Source organism: Glutamicibacter sp. BS14 (genome assembly GCF_056934375.1).
Genome location: NZ_CM167801.1, coordinates 1,940,358 through 1,961,255 on the forward strand (window position 1 = coordinate 1,940,358; position 20,898 = coordinate 1,961,255).

Consider the following 20,898-nt stretch of genomic DNA (forward strand, 5'->3'; position numbering starts at 1 on the left):
GACCGGAAAAAGTTCGGGGCGAAGATCAAGAATTGATCTTCGCCCCGAACTTTTTGGCTGGCCAGAGGTGAGCTGCTAGCTCTCGTCTTCCGTTGCCTTGTCTTGAGCCAGTGGCAGGTCGACCGATGCTTCAGCATCTTCAGATGGAGCGTCAGGGATCTTGGATCCCTCAATGGTGATGTGGAGGGCAATCACGTCTTCAGCTGGAGACAGCCCAGCCGCGGCATCTTCACCGGTGCTGGAAACGATCACGGAGACGCTGCCGGACTCATGCACGGCCCATGCAACGTACTGTTCCGAACCGTCCAGGGCAGGCAGCTCGGAGAGCTCGACACCCACAGCGCTTTCGGACTTCGACGAGCTGAGCACCGCTTGGCCTCCGCTCTTCAATTCGACGGTCTCGGTGACTGCATCATCGGCCTTGGATGCTTTGGACGCCTTGGTGCCTCCATTGAGCAGGGAGAAAATGACCACCGCTAGGACAACGATGATGGCAAGTCCCGTGACAGCGAAGATCCAGCGCTTAGGCTTTTTCTTGGCTGCACGTGAACTGCTGGCCACTTGGCTCACCAGATCTAGACCCAGGTTCTCGTCCTGGGGCTCGTCGCGGTGCTGAGAATGGCTACCGTTCATTGTCTTGGATTCTCCCGAAATGTAGTCGGCACAGTTCAATACCCGAAAACTGCGGGTACAGACTCGAGCCTACTTTATAAAGATTAGGTAAAGCTGTATGCGTGGCGCGGGCTGGCTGGTACTTTATGCGCCAGCGAAGCCGTGCTGGCGCCAAGCTTCGAAGGCTACCACCGAAGCGGTATTGGCCAGATTCATCGATCGGCGGCCTGGAAGCATCGGCAAGCGGACCAGGTCGTTGATGCGCGGATGCTTCTTGTCTTCTGCGCTCAAGCCAACCGATTCACGGCCGAAGAGCAGGATGTCGCTGGCCTCGTAGCTGATATCCGAATAGACAGTAGTTCCTTCGGATGTGAAGGCAAAGACCCGGCCTTCTCCCAGTGCTTCAAAGGCTGCGTCAAGATTTTCATGCACCGTGACGTAAGCCAGGTCGTGGTAGTCCAATCCTGCGCGACGCAGGTTGGCATCCTCGAAGTTGAAGCCTAATGGCTTGACCAAATGCAGTTCTGCGCCGGTGATGGCGGCTAGTCGGATAGCGTTGCCGGAATTACCCGGGATCTCTGGGGCATTGAAAACGATACGAAACACTCAACCAGTTTAAGCTCTCACCAACAAGAAATAGGCCATTGACCTTAGTACATCGCTTCACGTAACTGCGCCAGGGCTAGGCGATCGACGACATTCGGCGATGGGCCAGAGCCCAAGAAGAGTTTCAACTCGCGAATCAATCCCGCTGCATTGAGCACATTCGGAGTCGATGCAAGTGTTGGATCGGCATTGCGCCGGTACTCAATGACCGGTTCGTGGTGATTGCCGTTGGCAGAAAGCACCAAGGTGAACGCAACTACGTTCATCTGCATGAATTGCCGTTGCAAACCGGAGATGGAGAACTGCGGAGGCTGCGTCAGCTTATTGCCGTGGCGCAAGACATTGCCATCAAATGAATAGTAGCCATCGGGCAGAGTCATCGTATTGATCACCGCCATGCGGTAACCGGCAATCAGCACATGATCGTAGTGCCCCGACGCGGGCGAACGCAGGCCGTTGACCAAACGGGCAGCTGGCAAGATATTCAGGACGTTCTTGGAAAGCAGGTTGATGGTCTGCGCCTCGCGGATCAGCCGTGCACGGTTGGAGAACAGACCGCGTTTTCGGGGTTCTCCATGAACGCGCTGCTCACAGACTTTTCTGTCCAGCAATGTAGGAGACGTATCCGAGAACGGTGGAACATATTCGGTGGGCAACTGCGCCTTGGGCTGCTGAGGGCTCTTGCGCAGGCGCTCGTCAAAAGGACGGGCGCTGAACCCGGCGCGTGGAGCGTTGCCCGGAGACTGGAAGGTCTGCTCATAACCCAGCGGAGACGCCATCTCGCTGAGCTGCTGGAAAGCGCGCTGTACTTCTTTGAACTTTTCTTCGCTGCCACCGAGATCGGGATGGGTCGCGCGAGCGGCCCTTCGGTAAGCGACCTTGATATCTTCCATGCTCGCAGTAGGCGCGACACCAAGAATTTCGTATGGGCTTGGTGTACTCATTGAACGGAGGAATCCTCTCGGTGAAAAAGACCGGATGGCCAGTGTTCCCCAGTTTAGCGAATCCAACCCAGCAAATTCTTTGTAGAAGCGTCAAGTTGCTGGGTAATCTCTATGGTCATGAGCTCGTTTGGTCGCACCGCAGAAATCCGCATCATCTTCCACCCCGCCTCAGGCCGAGGCCGGGGGATGCGCCTTGCCCAGCAGCTTGCCCACGCGCTTGGCAAGCTCGGGCTGGAACATGGGCTAGTTGATACTTCAAGGACGAGCGTGGAACTGGTGGGGGACCAGCTCAGAGCTTCGCGGGCGATCGTCATCATTGGCGGTGATGGGCTGATCCACCACTGCATCCAGCACGTTGCGGGAACTTCGATTCCCATCGGTGTCATCCCCGCAGGCAGCGGCAACGACTTCTGGCGCATGACAGGGGACGCGAATGCAGAAGAATCCTTGGCCAAGGTGATTGCGTTTTGCAAGCAGCCGGGAGCAACTATGCCCATTGACGTGCTGGAGCTGCGGTTTGACCAGGCCGGCAGAACACCGCGCTATGCACTGGGTGCCGTGTCCTGGGGATTTGAAGCCACCGTCAACGCGAAAGCCAACGCGTTGCCGCGGCAGCTGGGAGCACTGCGGTATATCGCCGGTTTGATCCTGTGCCTTCCCCAGCTGCGCGGATGCCCCAGTGGGGTGAGGGCCGACGGGCTGCGATTCAGCGGAAGCGTCCTGGCCGCCAGCGTCGCGAATATCAAGTCCCTTGGTGGCGGCATCAAGCTCTTCCCGCATGCTGATTTCACCGACGGTACCGCGGAATTGGCTATCGTACGCGGACCAAATATTCTGCGGGTCCTTCCGTATCTGGCAAGGATCCTCACCGGAGCGCCGCATCCATGGAAGGTCAGCGCAAACCTCACGCGGGCCCGCATCGAGACATCCCGGGACAGCTATGCTGACGGGGAATGCATGGGGGCCGGGTCCTTTGAGCTAGCTGTTATTCCCGCGGGGATCCAGCTGATTTCCTAAGTCGATAGTCGCAGAAGAGCATGCTGTCCTCTTCAAACAAGGAATGCAGCTCGAAGGCGTGGAACCCCTGACGATCGTGAACCGCTATTCTCATGCCATCACCTGCCACAAGGACAGGAGAGTAGCTGATGCAAACCGAATCCACCGCGCCAGCCGAGGCGAACTGCCCAAAAACGTGAGGACCGCCTTCAGCGTGGATGAAGCCGTATCCCTTGGAATGCAGATATGCGATGATTTCGGTCGGATCACACCCGCCCTCGGTTTCGGAAACCTGCACGAGAGTGGCATTGGGTCCAAAGGACCGACGCTGTTCGTCGGTGACCTGAACGCTGGTGAAAAGCAGAACCGGAACCGGGGATTGGGCAAACACCGGGGCCGTTGGCTCCAGATGCAATCCTCGTGAGATGAGCGCCAGCACGGGCTGTGGCGGCAGGCCATGTTCGATACGCCACGCCATGTCCTCCGCGGACAGGAGCTGGCCTTCGTAGCCCTCGGCACGAACCGTTCCAGCACCCACCATGATCACGTCGGCAAGCCGGCGCAAGAGTGCGAAAACCCTCTGATCGCCAGGAGAGCCCAATGCTTTGGAGAGCCCATCAACCTGGGCACTTCCGTCGATGCTGCTGACGAAGTTGAAACGCACGAATGGGCGATGCTCGCTGGAATAGCGCTCAAGCAGGAACTGGTCATCAACCTGATCTGCTGGTTGGGGAAGCAGGGCACGCATCTGGGAAAATCCTTACTTGCTGACTTCGGGTTCTGGGTGAGCAGGAGGATTGACATCCCCCATGTTGTGTATCTGGTAGGCAGGCTCCCGCCACCCTTGTGCTGCTTCGAGCAGGCGTACTGTCTGCACCGATTCAGGAATATTGTGCATCCGCAATATGCGGGCACCGTTCATGGCACAGATCGTTGCTGCCACCATAGAACCAACCATGCGCTCAGCCTTCGGCAAGTTCAAGGTTTCACCGATGAAGTCCTTGTTCGAGACCGCTGCCAAGGCCGGATAGCCCAAATCGGCAAAGGCCTGGAACCCAGCGGTCAAATCCAGAGTGTGGCGGGTGTTCTTGTTCAGGTCGTGCCCTGGATCAACAATGATCTTTGCCGGAGAAACACCAGCGTCCAACGCAATCTGGATTTTCTCCAGCAGATACTGGCGGATCTCGGCCACCACATCGTCGTAGCTAGGGCGCGGGTAAACGGTGCGGGGCTTGGCTAGCGAATGGGTGATCACCACATGCACGTTGTTCTTGGCTACCACCCGGGCCAAACCGGGATAGGAAAAGCCTGTGGTGTCATTGATGACATCAGCGCCGGCATCAATGGCAGCCTGCGCCACCTGTGGATGGAAAGTGTCTGCAGAAATAATCACCGAACTGCGGCTACGCACTTGATGGATAACCGGCACAATTCGCTCTGCTTCCTCCTGCCACGGGAGCTCCGGGCCCGGAGAGAAGGGGACTCCGCCGATATCCACCCAGTCAGCACCTGCCTCGACCGCACGCATGGCAGCGGCCACAGCATCATCCAAGCCAAAGGTCGACCCGGCATCGTAGAAAGAATCCGGAGTGCGGTTGATCACTGCCATCACCGCGATCCGCTGTGAGAAATCCAGGGAGCGCTGGGAGAAATCATGGACTGGAACCAAGAAATCAGGCTTGAACATGCAGGAAGGCTCCCTTAGCTGGAATCGACACGTCATCAGTTGTTCCTCTATTCATACCACCGACCACGGTTCGGAGGAGGAATCCGCCCGCTGCTCTCGCTAGGCTTGGACCATGCAGTTTTCACACCTCTCCGCAGCCCACGGGCAATGGATCGCCGCAGCTTGTGCATCAGCCGACCCCAGCACGGTAGTAGCCCAGATCCCGCATGGCTACGAACGCTACGTCCGCATCCTTCACCCAGCACTGGATGAAGATGACCAGTTGGTGCGCTGGGAGACGGTGGCACAGAGCCGCAAGCACATCATCACCGCCGCGGATCTTTTTGAAACCGTGGCCGGACTGGACGCGCAAGGCAATCCTGCGACCGAAGACGCCTGGGTAGATACCGACCTGCCGCTGGACCAGCTCCCGGAATCGCAATGGCAAGCACTAGCCGCCGAAATGGTCCGGGTTTCTGCCAAAGACCAGAAGTTCGTGGTGGGCTTGTGGGCCGGTTACGCATTTATCGCGGGCGGGGAACGCATACAGATTGAGCGCGAGCCGGATCCTGCATTGAGCGATGACGAGAACCAGCGGGTGTACGAGTTGGCGCTCGCCGAGGCGCAGAAACCTGCCTTTGGTCCCGAGATCATCCAGGCAGAACCGTTCGACCTGGGTGGCGGATACCGGAACTACCACCTGTTCGAAGCGGACGCGGAGTTCCTGGCGCAGCCCGAATGGGCCAGAACTGCCGACGGCGCCCAACGCCAGCGCCCGGCGCTGGCGTTTGCGGCGGACCATTCCTGGATGCTGTCGACAGAACCGTTTGATGATTGCACCATCCTGGGTGGTCCTGCTTCATTGATTGAGGCGGTCTTGAACAATCCGGCGCTGGAGGCCATTGAGGTTGGCCAATTCACACGGATCGGCCATTCAAACTAGGGCGCCCCACCCCGTACCATTGAAGTGTTATGAAAACTTCCGCCGTATACCTGGATCACGCGGCAACCACCGATCTGAATCCAGCAGCTCTGGCTGCCATCACCGAACAGTATTCCCGCACCGGAAACCCGTCTTCTTTGCATGGGGCCGGACGTCGCGCCAACCGTGCGGTGGATGATGCCCGCCAAGCTATCGCCATGGCCGCCGGGGCGCACTCCAGCGAATTGATCTTCACATCTGGTGGGACTGAATCGGATAACTTGGCGCTGAAGGGACTGTTCTGGAACCGCGTGGCGGCCAATGAGCAGGCGCGTGCCATCGTGCTCACCGGCATTGAGCACCACGCGGTCCTGGATACGGCTACCTGGCTGCAGGACCATGAGAATGCCACCTTGCTGTGGCTCGCCGTGGATGAAGACGGTGTCGTTGATCTGCAGGCGGCCGAAAAGCTATTTGAAGAGCAGCACGAGCAGATCGCTTTGGCCACCTTGATGTGGGCCAACAATGAAGTCGGCACCGTTCAGCCGATCCGTGAATTTGCTGCCCTAGCTGGCAAGTACGGGGTCCCGGTGCATTCGGATGCGGTGCAGGCCTTTGGTGCGCTCGCGGTCGACTTCGGCTCCTCGAATCTGGCCACCATGGCGATTAGCGCGCATAAGATCGGTGGCCCGGTAGGCATCGGCGGGCTACTGGTTCGCCGCGATATTGTGCTCACCCCGGTCCAGCACGGCGGTGGACACGAACGCAAGCTGCGATCGGGGACTTTGAATGCTGCCCACGCGGCCGGCTTTGCCGCCGCGGCTACCGCGGTGCGTTCTGGATTGCGGCAGGAAGCTGCGCGGCTGAGCGAACTGCGTGAATATGCGATTGAGAAGATCACCGGCTTGATTCCGGAAGCGGTGCTGAACGGACCACGGGATCAGGGCAATGAGGGCCAGCGCCTCCCGGGCAATCTGCACTTCACCTTCCCGGAATGCGAGGGGGACTCCTTGCTATTCGGCTTGGACATGGTTGGCATCGCATCATCCACCGGTTCGGCGTGCACCGCTGGTGTTCCGCAGCCTTCGCATGTTTTGCTGGCTATGGGACGCGATGCGCGCACCTCGCGCAGTGTGCAACGCTTCACATTGGGGCATACATCCACACGCGCCGACGTTGACGCATTATTAGAGGCTTTGCCCCAAGCGTATGCTCAGGCAAAGAAGGCTGGCATGGCAGCCGATGAAAGCAGCATCCACACGGCAGGAACAGGTTTTACACGATGAAAGTACTAGCAGCGATGTCCGGAGGCGTGGACTCGGCGGTAGCCGCGGCCCGCGCAGTTGAAGCCGGCCATGATGTGGTCGGCGTGCACCTGGCCCTGTCTCGCATGCCGGGGACCCTTCGCACCGGTTCGCGCGGTTGCTGCACCTTGGAAGACTCCAATGATGCATGGCGTGCCTGCGACAAGCTGGGCATCCCATACTACGTCTGGGACTTCTCGGACCGCTTCGCAGAAGACGTGGTGCAGGACTTCGTGGATGAATACGAAGCTGGCCGCACCCCGAATCCCTGCATGCGATGCAATGAGAAGATCAAGTTCGCTGCCTTGCTGGAAAAGGCATTGGCCCTGGGCTTCGACGCGGTATGCACCGGGCACTACGCCAAGGTGCTGCGCGATTCCGAGGGCAACCCGGAGCTGCACCGAGCCGCAGACTGGGCCAAGGACCAGTCCTACGTTTTGGGCGTGCTGACCCACGAACAGCTGGAACACTGCATGTTCCCGCTAGCCGAGACTCCCTCCAAGGCGGAAGTTCGCGCCGAAGCCGCAGCGCGCGGACTGACCGTGGCGAACAAGCCAGATAGCTATGACATCTGCTTCATTCCCGATGGCGATACCCGCGGTTGGCTGGCTGAACGCATCGAGATGAAACCAGGCGAGATCGTTGACCACGAGGGCAACCAGCTCGGTGAGCACGAAGGCGCCCAAGCCTTCACGGTTGGCCAGCGCAAGGGTCTTCGACTGGGTCGTCCGGCCGCCGACGGCAAACCGCGCTTCGTCTTGGAAATCCGTCCGAAGGACAACAAGGTCATCGTCGGTCCAGAGGCCCTGCTGGCTGTGGACCAGCTGCGCGGCATCCGCATTTCCTGGGCTGGCCTGCCGATCGCTGAAGTTTTCAGCGGAGACAAGTTCGACTGCATGGTGCAGGTGCGCGCGCACGGCGATCCGGTCGCCGCGGTAGCCCACATGGAGCGCTCGGAAGAAGGCCGCGACGAGTTGGTTGTCAACCTTCCCGAAGGCATGCGTGGAGTCGCGCCGGGCCAGACCATGGTCGTCTACCAGGACAGCCGCGTGCTGGGCCAAGCGACCATCGATTCTGCTCGTTCCAGCGAATGGGACTCCAGCATGGTCAATTAATTAGCCATCCAAAGAAACCCTTGGTCCAGTTCAAGATAATGAACTGGACCAAGGGTTTCTTCGCGTCGTGATTCAAGTTAGACGAACGGCTGGTTGCAACGGAGCTCGGCGGCCATCCGCTTCGGCCGTGGGCGTCCGGCACGTATTCGCCCGGCATTGCCGGCGATTACCGGTGGTGTGTGGGATTCGGCCTGTCTTCAAGGGCCGCTTGGGGCTTGCTGGCTCACTGCATTGGTTCGACCCTCTAGGTTTCGCTATTGAATTGGGCTGCCGACCCTGTTGCGCCACCGGATGCCCTGGCTTCCAATGCGCTCGCTGCGATGTTCTCGAGAATGCTCACCAGCGGTAGCTGGGCGGATAGGGGCGCATCGTCCAGAACAACGGATCATTCCAGTCGGCAGAACCAATTCGTACCAATCCGGAAGGCCTCCACGAGCTAGATGCCCGAGGGGCTCGGGCAGCAGTACTCAAGGCCTTCGCAAGATCCAGCCGACGGCCGGTGCATGGAACCTGCACTGGATGATGCTGGACTCTGTCCGGTTGCCCGCTGCATGCATTCCCGTGGCGGAAAGGACGCCCAGGGGGATGAACCGAGTGAAGAGCACGAGCTTGCGCGACAGCGAAGGGTGCCGGACCAATATCGGTCCGGCACCCTTCGCCATTGTGTTGTATTCAGCTTTTAGCCTTCATCGACAATGCCGAACATATGAGCGGAAATATCTTGGTACTCCACCCGGGTCTTGCCCTTTTCCAGCTTTGGAAGCTGCGCCGGGGAGTGGGTGTGGCAGTGAACGAAATCGAAGGCAGGCCACCACTTCTTGGGGCGTTCGTATTCGCTGAAGCCGCAGACTTCGCAGACCAGATGAATCCACACGGGGCGTTTGCCGGTGCGGTTGGCGCGCGACTGCTCCAACCAAGCTGGTGGATTGGTGTTCAGCTCACGGAATTCTGCTTCGCTCATTTTGGAAGGAATGCCGTGGCGCTTGGCCATTTCTACTGGGATATCCAACGCGATTGCCGCGTCTCTACGAGTCATCATTGACATCTAGCTTATGCCACCTGGCCAACGAGCCGGAAGGAATCCCAACCCATCTCACCATTGAGTTAGAAAGGCTATGGGCTGAAGCACAAAAAGTGGGCGTCGAGACCACGTTTTTGCCAATTTCCGCCGGTTCCATTCGTATTTTGTGCCCTGCATCACTTAGGCTATGTGAAGCATGTGTTAATCATCACAGCCCATGCATGTACCTAGACGAAGGATGACTCATGACTCGCAAGAAGAACGGGCTGCGACTCGCAGCAGCCGTTGTGGGTATCTCTGCCCTGGCTCTGACCGGCTGCACCCAAGCTGCAGACAGTGGCAATGAAGAGGGCGGCAGCGGCGATGCCAGCGCTCCAATCACCCTGGGCACCACCGACAAAGTGACCTCCCTGGACCCTGCTGGATCTTACGACAACGGTTCGTTCATGGTCATGAACCAGATCTACCCATTCCTGCTCAACTCCGAGCCGGGCAGCCCGGACCCATCGATGAGCCTTGCCGAGTCCGCAGAGTTCACCACCCCGACTGAATACACGGTCAAGCTGAAGCCGGGCTTGAAGTGGGCCAATGACCACGACCTTGATTCCAAGGACGTCAAGTTCACCTTCGACCGCCAGCTGAAGATCGCGGACCCTAACGGCCCATCCTCGCTGCTGGGCAACGTTGAGTCCATCGAGGCGCCTGACGCCACTACCGTAGTCTTCAAGCTGAAGGTCGGCAATGACCAGACCTTCCCGCAGGTGCTGACTTCCCCGGTCGGCCCGATCGTCGATGACGAAGTCTTCCCCGCAGACGCAGTCATGGACGACCAGAAGATCGTTGAGGCCAAGGCCTTCGGAGGCCAATACGTTATTGATTCGTACAACAAGAACAACCTGATCTCCTTCAGCGCTAACGAGTCCTACCAGGGCGTTCTGGGCCCTGCAGCCAACGACAAGGCAGCGATCAAGTACTACGCGGACGCCAATAACCTGAAGCTCGAAGTCCAAGAAGGCAAGATCGACGTCGCATGGCGTTCGCTGACCCCAACCGACATCGAAGACTTGGGCAAGGATGAGAATCTGGCGGTCCACAAGGGACCGGGTGGCGAGCTGCGCTACATCGTCTTCAACTTCGATTCCATGCCATACGGTGCCAAGACCGATGATGCTGATGAAGCGAAGTCACTGGCCGTACGCCAGGCAGCGGCGCACCTTGTGGACCGCGAAGCCATCGCGAAGAACGTCTATAAGGACACCTACACCCCGGCTTACTCGTACGTGCCGCAAGGCTTCACCGGCGCCACCGAGCCGCTGAAGGACATGTACGGCACCGACGGCAAGCCGGATGCAGCCAAGGCCAAGAAGGTTCTGGAAGATGCCGGAGTGAAGACCCCGGTCAAGCTCGCGCTGCAGTACAACCCGGATCACTATGGCCCGAACTCCGGTGACGAATACGCACTGGTTGAAAAGCAGCTGGAGGCCGATGGCCTGTTCGAAGTGGATTTGAAGTCCACCGAATGGGTGACCTACCAGAAGCAGCGCGTCACGGATTACCCGGCCTACCAGCTGGGCTGGTTCCCGGACTACTCGGATGCCGACAACTACCTGTCGCCGTTCTTTGCCAAGGAGAACTTCCTTTCGAACAACTACGACAACCCCGAGGTTGACAAGCTGATCTCCGATCAGCGAGGAATGGTCGACGCTGCGGAGCGCACCAAGGCCATCGAAGAACTGCAGACGATGGTGGCTGAGGACTTGTCCACGCTTCCACTGCTGCAGGGTGCCCAGGTGGCCATTGCAGGCAAGGACGTCAAGGACGTTGACAAGACCTTGGACGCATCGTTCAAGTTCCGTCTCGGTGTGCTGAGCAAGTAATTCGGCTCTCGCCTCGCAGACACCAAACCTGAGGGGATCTGCCACGCGCCAACCCTTGGCGCGCGCGGTGGATCCCCTTGGCATGCGCCGTCATTGACCGCTCAAGGCGGCGCATTGCCACGCATCCTGAACCATAAGGACAGACGATGACTATCACGTCGCCACCGGGCCAAGAAGCAAGCCCGCTAGCAACACCCAAACCAGCAAAGCAAAAAGGCGGAGGATTCCTCCGTTACTTGATTACCCGATTCTTGCTGATCATTCCCACTGTCTTCATCCTCATCACAGTGGTGTTCTTCCTGATGCGCGTGACCGGAGACCCGATCACCGCAGCCTTGGGCGGACGGCTCACCCCGGACCAGCTGGCCCAGCGCATCCATGAAGCCGGATACGACCGGCCGATCCTGATCCAGTACTTCGAGTACCTGGGCCAGATCTTCACCGGCGACCTGGGCCGCACCATGAGCGATAACCGGGCGGTCACCGAGGTGCTGGCCACCTACGGCGCAGCAACTTTGGAACTGGCCATCAACGCGGTCCTCGTCGCACTGCTGGTCGGCATCCCGCTGGGCCTGGTTGCCGCGAAGTTCCGCGACCGCTACCCGGATGCCGTGTTGCGCATCCTTGCAATCCTCTCCTACGCCACCCCGGTGTTCTTCGCCGGCTTGCTGCTCAAGCTGGTCTTCGGCGTATGGCTAGGCTGGCTGCCGATCAGCGGCCGTGCCGACTGGCAGACCGAGCTTGAACTGACCGGCCTGCAGAGCCCATCGGGCATCTACTGGCTCGATGCGCTGCGCAGCGGCAATAGCGCTGCCTTCTGGAATGTCACCGAGCATGCGATCCTGCCAGCCCTGGCACTGGGCCTGCTCACCGGCGGCGTGTTCCTGCGCCTGGTGCGCACCAACGCAATTGGCACGCTGGGCCGCGAATACGTGGAAGCCGGCCGTTCGCGCGGTGTCAGCGAATTCCGCCTCACCACCAAGCACGCCTACCGTCCGGCGCTGATTCCGATTATCACTGTCATGGGCCTGCAGATTGCCATGCTGCTCGGTGGAGCAGTGCTGACCGAGACCACCTTCGAATGGTCGGGATTGGGCTTCAAGCTCGCCGAATACCTCACCGCCCGCGACTTCGTGGCTGTGCAGGGCATCGTGGTGCTGCTGGCCATTATCGTCGCCGTCACCAACTTCATCGTTGACGTGCTGGCCGCCTTGATCGACCCGAGAGTCAGGTACTAATCATGAGTACAGCTACCTTGCCGGCTTCGAACAAGTCCTGGCTGGACCGGCTCCCGGTCATCTCCCACCTGCGCATGTCCTCGGGCCTGCAGCGGGGCATGCTGGTTGCCGGTCTGGCGCTCTCCGGCCTGTTCATCGTTACCGCCTTGTTCGCGCCGCTGATTGCGCCTTTCGATTTCGCGCAGTCCTCGGATGCATCCGGGGACTTCCCGCGCCAGGCGGCTCCGGACAGCAAATTCATCTGGGGCACCACCGCCACCGGCTATGACGTGTTCTCGCGGACCCTCTTCGGTGCGCAGACGGCCATCTGGGTGATCCTGGCGGCCGTGGTCATGTCCCTGTTCCTGGGCGTATTGCTGGGCTTGATCTCCGGCTACCTCGGCGGCTGGTTCGACCGCATCGCCGTGGTGTTGGCCGATGCGATCTACGCGTTCCCATCCCTGCTGCTGGCCATCGTGATGTCCATCGTGATTTCCCAGGGCCAGTCTTCGCTCTTCGGCGGCGTGATGGCAGCGGCCATCTCCATCACCGTGGTATTCATCCCGCAGTACTTCCGCGTGGTCCGCGCCGAAGTACTGCGGCTGAAGGCGGAACCCTTCGTAGAATCCGCACAGGTGATCGGCGCCAGCCCATGGCGAGTGATGTTCGCGCACCTGCTGCGCAACGCCACCCGCACCTTGCCGCTGATCTTCACGCTGAATGCCACCGAGGCATTGCTGACCCTGGCGGGCCTGGGCTTCCTGGGCTTCGGCATCGAACCGACCAGTGCTTCGGAATGGGGCTACGACCTGAACCGAGCGATGTCAGATGCCACTAGCGGAATCTGGTGGACCGGCCTGTTCCCGGGCTTGGCCATCGTGCTCACCGTGATGGGCTTGACCCTGGTTGGCGAGTCCATGAATGACCTCAATGACCCGCGCCTGCGCCGCTTCAGCCGCAAGAAGGCCAAGCGCATCACCCAGTCCGGACAGGTAGGAGCAAACAAATGACCAACAGTCCTCTCCTCGACTCCGAGGCCAACGTCGGCACACCCGCTGTCTTGCGCATCGAAGACCTGAACATTGATTTCGTCACGGACGCCGGCGCAGTGCCGGCAGTGCGCGGCGTTGATTTGCAAGTCAGGGCCGGCGAGATCCTGGCCATCGTGGGCGAATCCGGATCCGGCAAGTCCGTCACGGCACGCACTGCTCTGGGCATCCTGGCCGAGAACGGTGCCTCGCACGGCGGGGTCTACCTCAAAGGCAAGAACATGCTCACCCTGCGCGGCCGCGAGCTGCGCGCGGCTCGCGGCCGGGATGTGGCCATGGTCTTCCAGGAACCATCCACGGCACTGAACCCGGTGTACACCGTGGGGTGGCAGATCATGGAGGGCATCCGCGCGCACAACAGGATTTCCAAGAAGGAGGCCAGGACGCGCGCCATCGAGGCAATGCGCCAGGTCGGCATCCCGGATCCAGAGCAGCGCGTGGACTACTACCCGCACCAGTTCTCCGGTGGCCAGAAGCAGCGCGTGGTCATCGCCGCGGCGCTGGCCCTGAAGCCGGAACTGATTGTGGCAGATGAGCCAACCACCGCATTGGATGTCACGGTGCAGGCTGAAATTCTCCAGCTGCTGCGCGACCTGCGTGATCAGCTGGGTACCGCCATCGTCATCATCACCCACAATATGGGGGTGGTGGCCGATATCGCCGACCGCGTGATCGTGATGAACCAGGGGCAGATCGTTGAGCAAGCACCATCGATCCAGCTCTTCGAAGCACCGCAAGAGGACTACACCAAGTCCCTGCTGGCTGCCGTGCCGCACCTGGGGCGCGAAAGCGCCTCGGAGGGACTAGTCGAACGTCCGAACCAGGATGCTGAATTGCTGGTGGAAGCCAAGGGCCTGAAGGTGCATTTCCCGGGACGCCTCGGGGCCCCGGGCTTCACCGCGGTCGATGAGGTGGATCTGAAGATCCACGCCGGCGAGGTCTACGGACTGGTGGGCGAGTCCGGTTCGGGGAAAACCACCATCGGACGCAGCATCGCGGGATTGAACCGCATCACCGGTGGCTCGCTGAAGGTGCTGGGCTACGAGATGGCCCACTTCAAGGAACGCACCTTCAAGCCGCTGCGTGAGCAGATCGGCTTCGTGTTCCAGGATCCAGCGGCAAGCTTCAATCCGCACTTGACCGTAGGCGAATGCGTGGCCGAGCCACTGGCCGTGCACCGTGATCTGAACCCGCTGCAGACCCGCAACAAGGTGGCCGAACTGCTTGAGGCCGTGCAGCTTCCAGCCGGTTTTGCCAACCGCTACCCGCACGAACTCTCCGGCGGCCAGCGCCAGCGCGCGTCGCTGGCCCGCGCACTGGCCTTGGAGCCGAAGCTGCTGATTGCCGATGAGCCAACCAGCGCACTGGACGTTTCGGTGCAGGCCAAGGTGCTGGAGCTGTTCCGCGAATTGCAGACCGAACTGTGCTTCGCAGCCCTGTTCGTCTCGCATGATCTGGCAGTGGTGGACCAGCTGGCTACCTGGGTGGGCGTCCTGTTCCGGGGCACCTTGCTGGAAGAAGGCTTGGGCTCCAAGGTCCTGGCCAACCCGCAGCATGAATACACCCAGCGCCTGATCGCCTCGCTTCCGGTTCCGGACCCGCGCGAACAGGCGCAGCGACGCAAACTGATTGAACAGCTGAACGCCTCCTGAGCAGCTGGCAATCAAGGAACAACGGGCATGCCCCGGGCACGGTCAGGCACCGTGTCCGGGGCATGTCACCTTGTGGGTAATCCGTCATGCGAACCCGTAAACTGGTGATCATGAACGAGCCGAAGAACACTGAGACCACCCAGTCATTCGACCCGCACGCCAGCTCGTTGCAGGGCGAGGTCCAGAATGAAGTCCTCGAAGAGCTGTACGCCATCCGCGGCAGCATCGACAACTTCGATGCGCAGCTGGTTTTCCTGTTGGCTGAACGCTTCAAGGCGACCCAGCGCGTAGGGGTCCTGAAGGCCGAGCACCAGTTGCCGCCGAGCGACCCTAGCCGCGAGAAGGCGCAGATCGAGCGCCTGCGCGCCCTGGCCCACGAAGCGCATCTTGATCCAGAATTCGCCGAAAAATTCCTGAATTTCGTGATCTCTGAAGTCATCCGCCACCACCAGAACATTTCTGACTCGCACAACAATGACTGAGCAGGAACACGAGGCCGCTGAACGCCGCGATGTTCACGCCACCGCTTTCTGCCAGTTCCCGGGCAGCGACCCGTCGGCCATCCACGAAGTGGTGCGCGGGGAATTGGGAGAACCCAACCTCGCGGTCTTCCCGCAGCTGCCGGATCGTGGCGTCGGCGCCGATGCGGTAGGGCGCAGCGCCACCTTGCTGGCAGACCTCGGCTTCGATCTGCAGCCGCACGGCTGGAGGATCGGTGCCAAGGACGGTATCGATGCCCGTCGTGCCCGCAGCATCCTGCGCAGTGACGAGAATCTGCTAGCTGATGTACTCGGCGCGGAAGCGAAACCTGCCCAGCGCCTCAAGCTCACCTTGCTCGGTCCGTGGACCTTGGCCGCCAGCCTGTACCTGTCGAACGGGGAGCGGGTGATCAGCGATCATGGGGCGCGCCGCGACATCATCGAGTCCTACGCCCACGGAGCACGCGAGCATCTGGACCGACTGGCCCGCATTACCTCGCTGGCGGACTTCACTATCCAGATTGATGAGCCGCTGCTGGGCGACGCGCTCGACGGCACAATCAGTACCGCCAGCGGATACCGGACCCTGCGCTCGATCCCACGCGCCGAAGTGCGAAGCGCCTATGCGCAGTTCTTCAAGGTGCTCGCTGGCGAGGCCGAAGGCCAACGGGTCACCTCGCTGCTGAATCTGCCTACCCAGGATGAACACTGGATTGAACGGGTGGATCTGCTGCACCAAGCCGGTGCCGGCGCGCTGGTCATCGACCCTGGAGGCTTGACGCACCGCAAGTGGGAGCGGGTAGCGGGACTTGTCGAAGGCGGGGGCCGCGTCTTCTTGCAGGTGCTCGCCCCCGGAACCCGGGCACCAGGTGTTGTAGAAGGGGTGAACTCCATTCTTCGTCCTTGGCGTCAGCTGGGCTTGGGCTTGGGGCAGCTAGGTGCACTAACCCTGATGCCGCGTGGAGACTTCTCGCGCAGCAGCTCGGCGCAGGCCATCGAGAACCTGCGACGGCTGGCCAGTTATGCCCAAGCGTTGGAGCAGACACGCGTCGATGCGTAGCTAACTGCCTGATTCCTGCCGGTCACAGCCCGAAAAGGGCGGTTGATCATGTATCTTAGGAATAGTGGGGTAGCGGATCTACCCGGTTTGGCCAGTTGGCTGAAACCTCAAACCTACGGTTTCAGGGGGACATGGGATGAAGGCACGGATTTTAGTCGTTGACGATGACGAAGCGTTGTCGGAAATGATTGGCATTGTCCTGCAAAATGACGGCTTCGATGCCTCATTCTGCTACGACGGTTCCGGTGCTCTGGAAGCATTCCGTGAAGCGAACCCCGACCTGGTGCTCCTTGACCTGATGCTGCCTGGCATTGACGGCATCGAGGTATGCAAGCAGATCCGCGCGGAATCCGACGTTCCCGTCGTGATGCTCACCGCCAAGTCGGACACTGCCGACGTTGTCCGCGGGCTGGAATCCGGTGCCGATGACTACGTGCCCAAGCCTTTCAAACCAGCCGAGCTGGTGGCCCGCGTGCGAGCCCGTTTGCGTCCAAGCGAAACCCACGCCGCGGAGACTTTGCAAGTTGGCGAAGTGACCATCGACGTGGCCGGGCACCGAGTGACCCGCGGAACCGATGTCGTGTCGCTGACCCCGCTGGAATTCGACCTCCTGGTCACCATGGCCCGCAAGCCATGGCAGGTCTTCAGCCGCGAGCAGCTGCTGGAAGCCGTCTGGGGCTACCGGCACGCTGCAGATACCCGCTTGGTCAACGTGCACGTGCAGCGCCTGCGCTCGAAGATTGAAATTGACCCGGAGAAGCCGCAGATTATCGAGACCGTTCGCGGTGTCGGATACAAGGCTGGTTCGGCAAGTTGAGTTCGCACACGTCGACCGGTGCAGAGTTGGTTCCGGTCGATGTGCATGCCCAGTCGCAGTCCAAACCCGCCCGGTGGAGCAAAATCGAGCAGTGGATCAAGCGTCCCTGGCACACCGCCAAGCTGCGTTGGCAACGCCACCTGCTGTTCCGCACCGTCATTTCGACGCTGCTTTTCACTGCGCTGGCTTTGGTTGCCGCCGGCGCCTTCCTTTCCAACCAGATCGCCTCCACGCTTTTCGAAGAGCGCGTGAACCAGATATCCAAGGAATCGGAACGCGGCCTGGTCCAGGCCCGCTCCATTCTCGAATCGGCTTCCACCACCGATCGCGCCTCCACCCAGGCCCTGGTGAATTCGACCTTGGCTTCCCTGGAAGGCGATGGCGCAACCGTAGTCCGCGATTTCGTGCTGATGCCCATTGCCGGTGACCAAAGCCTTTATGTTGGGCCAATGGCTTCCGGTTCCCTGACCACCCGCGTGATCCCTGGCGATCTCGCGGAGCGGGTTGCAGGGGAGCAAGGCATCTATTGGCGTTCCATCGAGCTGGGTGCCGATACCGCAACCAAGCCCGGTCTCATTGTCGGCACCAAGGTACTGATTCCGCCTGGACGCGAGTACGGACTGTATCTGGTCTACGACCTGTCCAGCGTGCAGGATACCCTCGAATTCATCAATCGTGCGATGGCTTTCACCGGGCTGATTCTGCTGGCAGTGGTTGGCTTCGTTGCGTGGTCGGTCGCCCGTACCGTGGTCCGCCCGGTGGCCGATGCCGCGTATGTTTCGGAGAGGATTGCTTCCGGTGACCTCGACCGCCGAATGAAGGTCGCCGGCAAGGACGAGGTGGCCCGATTGGGGACGGCCTTCAACCACATGGCCCATTCATTGCAAGAGCAGATCACCGCATTGAATAATCTCTCGGCCATGCAGCAACGCTTCGTTTCCGATGTCTCGCACGAATTGCGCACCCCGCTGACCACCGTGCGCATGGCTGCCGAAGTGATCCACGATGCCCGCGAGGACTTCGATCCGCTTACCGCGCGGTCCGCCGAACTGATGTACAACCAGATCGAGCGTTTCCAGCACCTGCTCAATGACCTGCTGGAAGTGTCCCGCTTCGATGCCGGCGTCGCGGTGCTTGACCGTGAGTCAACGGACTTGAACGTCATAGCCCGCAAGGTTATCGATACCGCCACCCCGGTGGCTGATGAATACGGTTCGCTCATCCGCCTGAACGCGCCCAGCGACGGTTGCGTCGCAGAAGTGGATCCGCGCCGCGTCGAGCGTGTGATCCGCAATCTGGTGCTCAACGCGGTGGAGCACGGTGAAAGCAAGCCAATCGATATCACCATCGGCGCCAACCAGAGCGCGGTGGCGATCACCGTGCGCGACTACGGCATCGGCATGTCCGAAGAGGCGTGCAACCACGTCTTCGACCGATTCTGGCGCGCTGATCCGGCCCGTGCACGGACCACCGGAGGTTCCGGCCTGGGCTTGTCGATCTCGATGGAGGACACCAGGTTGCACGATGGCCGATTGGAAGCGTGGGGCAAGCCGGGGGTCGGCTCGGTCTTCCGCCTGACCTTGCCACGCAGCGAGGACCTGGAGATCGCTTCGTCGCCGCTTCCACTGGAACCGCCAGTTCCTGAAAGCCTGGCTACGGTGATTTTGGGAGACAGCTTCCCGCTGACCGGTGAAGTGCCAAAGATCGGATACACGCCGCTGGTTCTTGATCCGGATTTGGATGCGGATTCGCCAGATGACGATGTCACCAATCCGAACCTCGGCAGCAACGAGCAGAAGAAGGAAGGGGAGAGCTGATGCGGAAGAAATTCTTTTCCAGCCTCGCGATCATCCTTGCTGCTGCGCTTGCGATCTCTGGCTGCGCCTCGATTCCTAGAACTTCCACCGTCCAGCAGATTGAAGCCGGAACCGACACTAGCGGGGCTGAAAGCTACAGCTATGCGGCCGATGGACCGGCAGCAGGTGCTGATGCCAGGGCCATCGTCGAGGGGTTCGTCGAGGCTGGGCGTTCGGTATCCGAAGATTATGCTGTCTCCCGCGAATTCATGGACGCGCAGCTGAGCAACACCTGGCGCGGTGATACGCAGACGCTGATCTACGATGCCTTCAATGTGGTCAACGGGGCCGATGCGAACAAGTACACCATCCAGCTCGAAATCACCGGTGAAGTCGACGCGCATGGCGTGCGCACCGACTACCCGGATCACTCGACCCGTGCAGTGGATATCGAAGTCGCCAAGGTAGACGACGAATGGCGCATTACCAAAGCCCCGGACGGCACGATGCTCGAAGCCTCGACGTTCACCAAGATCTTTGCCGCGCAGACCCTGTACTTCTACGATGCGAGCTTCGCCTATTTGGTTCCCGACATACGGTGGTTCACCTCGGGTTCGGGCACCACCACGTCGATGGTGGAAGCCTTGTTGGCAGGACCAGCCCCGTACCTGCAAAATGCTGTCGTCTCCGCTTTCTCGACGGCCAGCGGACTGGTGCGTTCAGCGGTGCCGGTGCGCGATGGCGAAGCGACCATCGATTTGAACTCCAATACCTTCGCAGATGCTACCGACCGGAGCATCTTGCTGATGAAGCAGCAGATGGAAGCCACGCTGACCAGCCTAGCTCCGGTGGACTCGGTAAAGCTGCTGCGGGAGGAAAACGAAGTCAACCTTTCGACCGAAGACACTAACTTCGAGCCGGCTACGTCCAACCCCAGCACGCAGGATACGCTGATCGGCATTTCGGACCAGTACTTGGTCTACGTCAAGGGACTCTCGATCATTCCGGTGGGCGGCGTCCCGGATATTTCCGGATACAACCCACGGGACCCGGCCATGTCTCCGGTCGGCAATCGCTATGCCTTCCTCAACGGCCGCCGCACCCAGCTGTGGGGGATTGACGACAAGGGCAGCCTGCGCCTTTCGCTGGAGGGCGAGGAGCTCATCCAGCCGTCCATGGATCTGGCCGGCTGGACCTGGACCGCGGATAACGGGGCAGCTACCCCGATCAGGGCGGTCCCTGCCGACACCGAAATGAAGGGTGAAGCCCGTCCAATCGATGTGGCCTGGCTGGAAGATGCCCAGATCGATTCCTTGCGGATTTCCCGCGACGGCGCGCGGGCGCTGATCGTGGCAACCATCGGCAAGACCACGTCGGTTTACGTCGCCGGCGTGATCCGCGATGCTGAAGGTGTGCCCCGCGGACTCACGGATTCGCCAATGAAGATCTATCCAGAAGTTCCGGTGAATACCGCGCTATGGGATTCGGACAGATCCATTATTGTTGCCGAGCTCGGTGATGACCAAGCTGTTGAAGCGGCCCAGATCACCTTCGAAGGCGGCAGCGAGCACCTGCAGCTGCTGTTGGGCATGGTCGGCATCGCTACCGGTGTCGGCAGCCGCCGCGAAGTGTATGCCGAGACCAACGAGAAGCTGTATACCCGCGTGGGCAATTCCTGGCACGAGCTTGAGGATTTTGCCCAGGACGTCGCCTATCCCGGCTAAGCAGGACCTTGCTCCACAGCTCGTTGGCGACCAGACCGATC

General features: G+C 60.4%; 19 protein-coding genes. 13 read left to right on the forward strand and 6 right to left on the reverse strand.

Going from position 1 to position 20,898, the window contains the following annotated elements; translation table 11 throughout:
* Positions 1-75: 75 nt before the first annotated feature.
* The 3 genes from AC1Z36_RS09240 to AC1Z36_RS09250 all read right to left on the reverse strand — a co-directional run bounded on the left by AC1Z36_RS09240 (position 76) and on the right by AC1Z36_RS09250 (position 2,162).
* The gene (locus tag AC1Z36_RS09240; RefSeq protein WP_105656839.1) at positions 76-633 is read right to left on the reverse strand and encodes an anti-sigma factor domain-containing protein; all 558 of its coding nucleotides are present in this window, start codon (positions 631-633) and stop codon (positions 76-78) included.
* Positions 634-756: 123 nt separating this feature from the next.
* Positions 757-1,218 (reverse strand): tRNA (cytidine(34)-2'-O)-methyltransferase, encoded by a 462-nt coding sequence (locus AC1Z36_RS09245; RefSeq protein WP_105656838.1) that lies wholly within the window; start codon positions 1,216-1,218, stop codon positions 757-759.
* Positions 1,219-1,262: 44 nt separating this feature from the next.
* The gene (locus AC1Z36_RS09250; protein WP_105656837.1) at positions 1,263-2,162 is read right to left on the reverse strand and encodes a J domain-containing protein; all 900 of its coding nucleotides are present in this window, start codon (positions 2,160-2,162) and stop codon (positions 1,263-1,265) included.
* A 117-nt stretch (positions 2,163-2,279) separates the two neighbouring features.
* On the opposite strand from AC1Z36_RS09250, the gene AC1Z36_RS09255 reads away from it, so the two are divergent.
* The gene (locus AC1Z36_RS09255; protein WP_166650798.1) at positions 2,280-3,179 is read left to right on the forward strand and encodes a diacylglycerol/lipid kinase family protein; all 900 of its coding nucleotides are present in this window, start codon (positions 2,280-2,282) and stop codon (positions 3,177-3,179) included.
* Here the strand turns inward: AC1Z36_RS09255 and AC1Z36_RS09260 are convergent.
* Together AC1Z36_RS09260 and folP are read right to left on the reverse strand one after the other, a co-directional pair.
* A complete protein-coding gene (locus tag AC1Z36_RS09260; RefSeq protein WP_105661497.1) occupies positions 3,148-3,906 on the reverse strand; it encodes a pyrimidine reductase family protein in 759 nt (252 codons plus the stop codon). The genes AC1Z36_RS09255 and AC1Z36_RS09260 overlap by 32 nt on opposite strands.
* Positions 3,907-3,918: 12 nt before the next feature.
* Positions 3,919-4,845, reverse strand: a complete 927-nt coding sequence (folP, locus tag AC1Z36_RS09265) for a dihydropteroate synthase (RefSeq protein WP_105656834.1) — start codon at positions 4,843-4,845, stop codon at positions 3,919-3,921.
* A 112-nt stretch (positions 4,846-4,957) separates the two neighbouring features.
* Between folP and AC1Z36_RS09270 the strand changes: the two genes are divergently transcribed.
* Genes AC1Z36_RS09270 through mnmA form a run of 3 tightly spaced genes read left to right on the forward strand, consistent with a single transcriptional unit; the run spans position 4,958 to position 8,165 of the window.
* On the forward strand, positions 4,958-5,767 hold the full coding sequence (locus AC1Z36_RS09270; protein ID WP_105656833.1) for a hypothetical protein: 810 nt from the start codon (positions 4,958-4,960) through the stop codon (positions 5,765-5,767).
* 29 nt (positions 5,768-5,796) lie between these two features.
* On the forward strand, positions 5,797-7,032 hold the full coding sequence (locus tag AC1Z36_RS09275; RefSeq protein ID WP_105656832.1) for a cysteine desulfurase family protein: 1,236 nt from the start codon (positions 5,797-5,799) through the stop codon (positions 7,030-7,032).
* Complete coding sequence (gene mnmA / locus AC1Z36_RS09280; RefSeq protein WP_105656831.1) at positions 7,029-8,165, forward strand: tRNA 2-thiouridine(34) synthase MnmA; 1,137 nt, start codon at positions 7,029-7,031, stop codon at positions 8,163-8,165. Before AC1Z36_RS09275 ends, mnmA begins: the two co-directional genes overlap by 4 nt.
* Before the next feature lie 679 nt (positions 8,166-8,844).
* On the opposite strand, the gene AC1Z36_RS09285 is transcribed toward mnmA, so the two are convergent.
* Complete coding sequence (locus AC1Z36_RS09285) at positions 8,845-9,204, reverse strand: hypothetical protein (RefSeq protein ID WP_105656830.1); 360 nt, start codon at positions 9,202-9,204, stop codon at positions 8,845-8,847.
* A 227-nt stretch (positions 9,205-9,431) separates the two neighbouring features.
* Between AC1Z36_RS09285 and AC1Z36_RS09290 the strand changes: the two genes are divergently transcribed.
* From AC1Z36_RS09290 to AC1Z36_RS09330, 9 genes are all read left to right on the forward strand, one after another.
* Entirely contained in the window at positions 9,432-11,063 is a 1,632-nt protein-coding gene (locus tag AC1Z36_RS09290) for an ABC transporter substrate-binding protein (RefSeq protein ID WP_133834292.1), read from the forward strand.
* A gap of 146 nt (positions 11,064-11,209) precedes the next feature.
* Positions 11,210-12,301 carry an ABC transporter permease gene (locus tag AC1Z36_RS09295; protein ID WP_105656828.1) on the forward strand — a complete coding sequence of 364 codons (1,092 nt, stop codon included), beginning with the start codon at positions 11,210-11,212 and terminating at the stop codon, positions 12,299-12,301.
* Positions 12,302-12,303: 2 nt separating this feature from the next.
* Positions 12,304-13,290 carry an ABC transporter permease gene (locus tag AC1Z36_RS09300; RefSeq protein ID WP_483561193.1) on the forward strand — a complete coding sequence of 329 codons (987 nt, stop codon included), beginning with the start codon at positions 12,304-12,306 and terminating at the stop codon, positions 13,288-13,290.
* Complete coding sequence (locus AC1Z36_RS09305; RefSeq protein WP_483561194.1) at positions 13,287-14,981, forward strand: dipeptide ABC transporter ATP-binding protein; 1,695 nt, start codon at positions 13,287-13,289, stop codon at positions 14,979-14,981. The genes AC1Z36_RS09300 and AC1Z36_RS09305 overlap by 4 nt, the downstream gene beginning before the upstream one ends.
* 110 nt (positions 14,982-15,091) lie before the next feature.
* Entirely contained in the window at positions 15,092-15,463 is a 372-nt protein-coding gene (locus AC1Z36_RS09310) for a chorismate mutase (protein ID WP_105656864.1), read from the forward strand.
* Positions 15,456-16,520, forward strand: a complete 1,065-nt coding sequence (locus AC1Z36_RS09315) for a uroporphyrinogen decarboxylase/cobalamine-independent methonine synthase family protein (protein WP_105656825.1) — start codon at positions 15,456-15,458, stop codon at positions 16,518-16,520. The genes AC1Z36_RS09310 and AC1Z36_RS09315 overlap by 8 nt, the downstream gene beginning before the upstream one ends.
* Positions 16,521-16,656: 136 nt before the next feature.
* Positions 16,657-17,337 (forward strand): MtrAB system response regulator MtrA, encoded by a 681-nt coding sequence (gene mtrA, locus AC1Z36_RS09320; protein WP_105656824.1) that lies wholly within the window; start codon positions 16,657-16,659, stop codon positions 17,335-17,337.
* Positions 17,334-19,154 carry an MtrAB system histidine kinase MtrB gene (gene mtrB / locus AC1Z36_RS09325; RefSeq protein ID WP_105656823.1) on the forward strand — a complete coding sequence of 607 codons (1,821 nt, stop codon included), beginning with the start codon at positions 17,334-17,336 and terminating at the stop codon, positions 19,152-19,154. The genes mtrA and mtrB overlap by 4 nt, the downstream gene beginning before the upstream one ends.
* Positions 19,154-20,857, forward strand: a complete 1,704-nt coding sequence (locus AC1Z36_RS09330; protein ID WP_105656822.1) for an LpqB family beta-propeller domain-containing protein — start codon at positions 19,154-19,156, stop codon at positions 20,855-20,857. Before mtrB ends, AC1Z36_RS09330 begins: the two co-directional genes overlap by 1 nt.
* Positions 20,858-20,898: the final 41 nt, after the last annotated feature.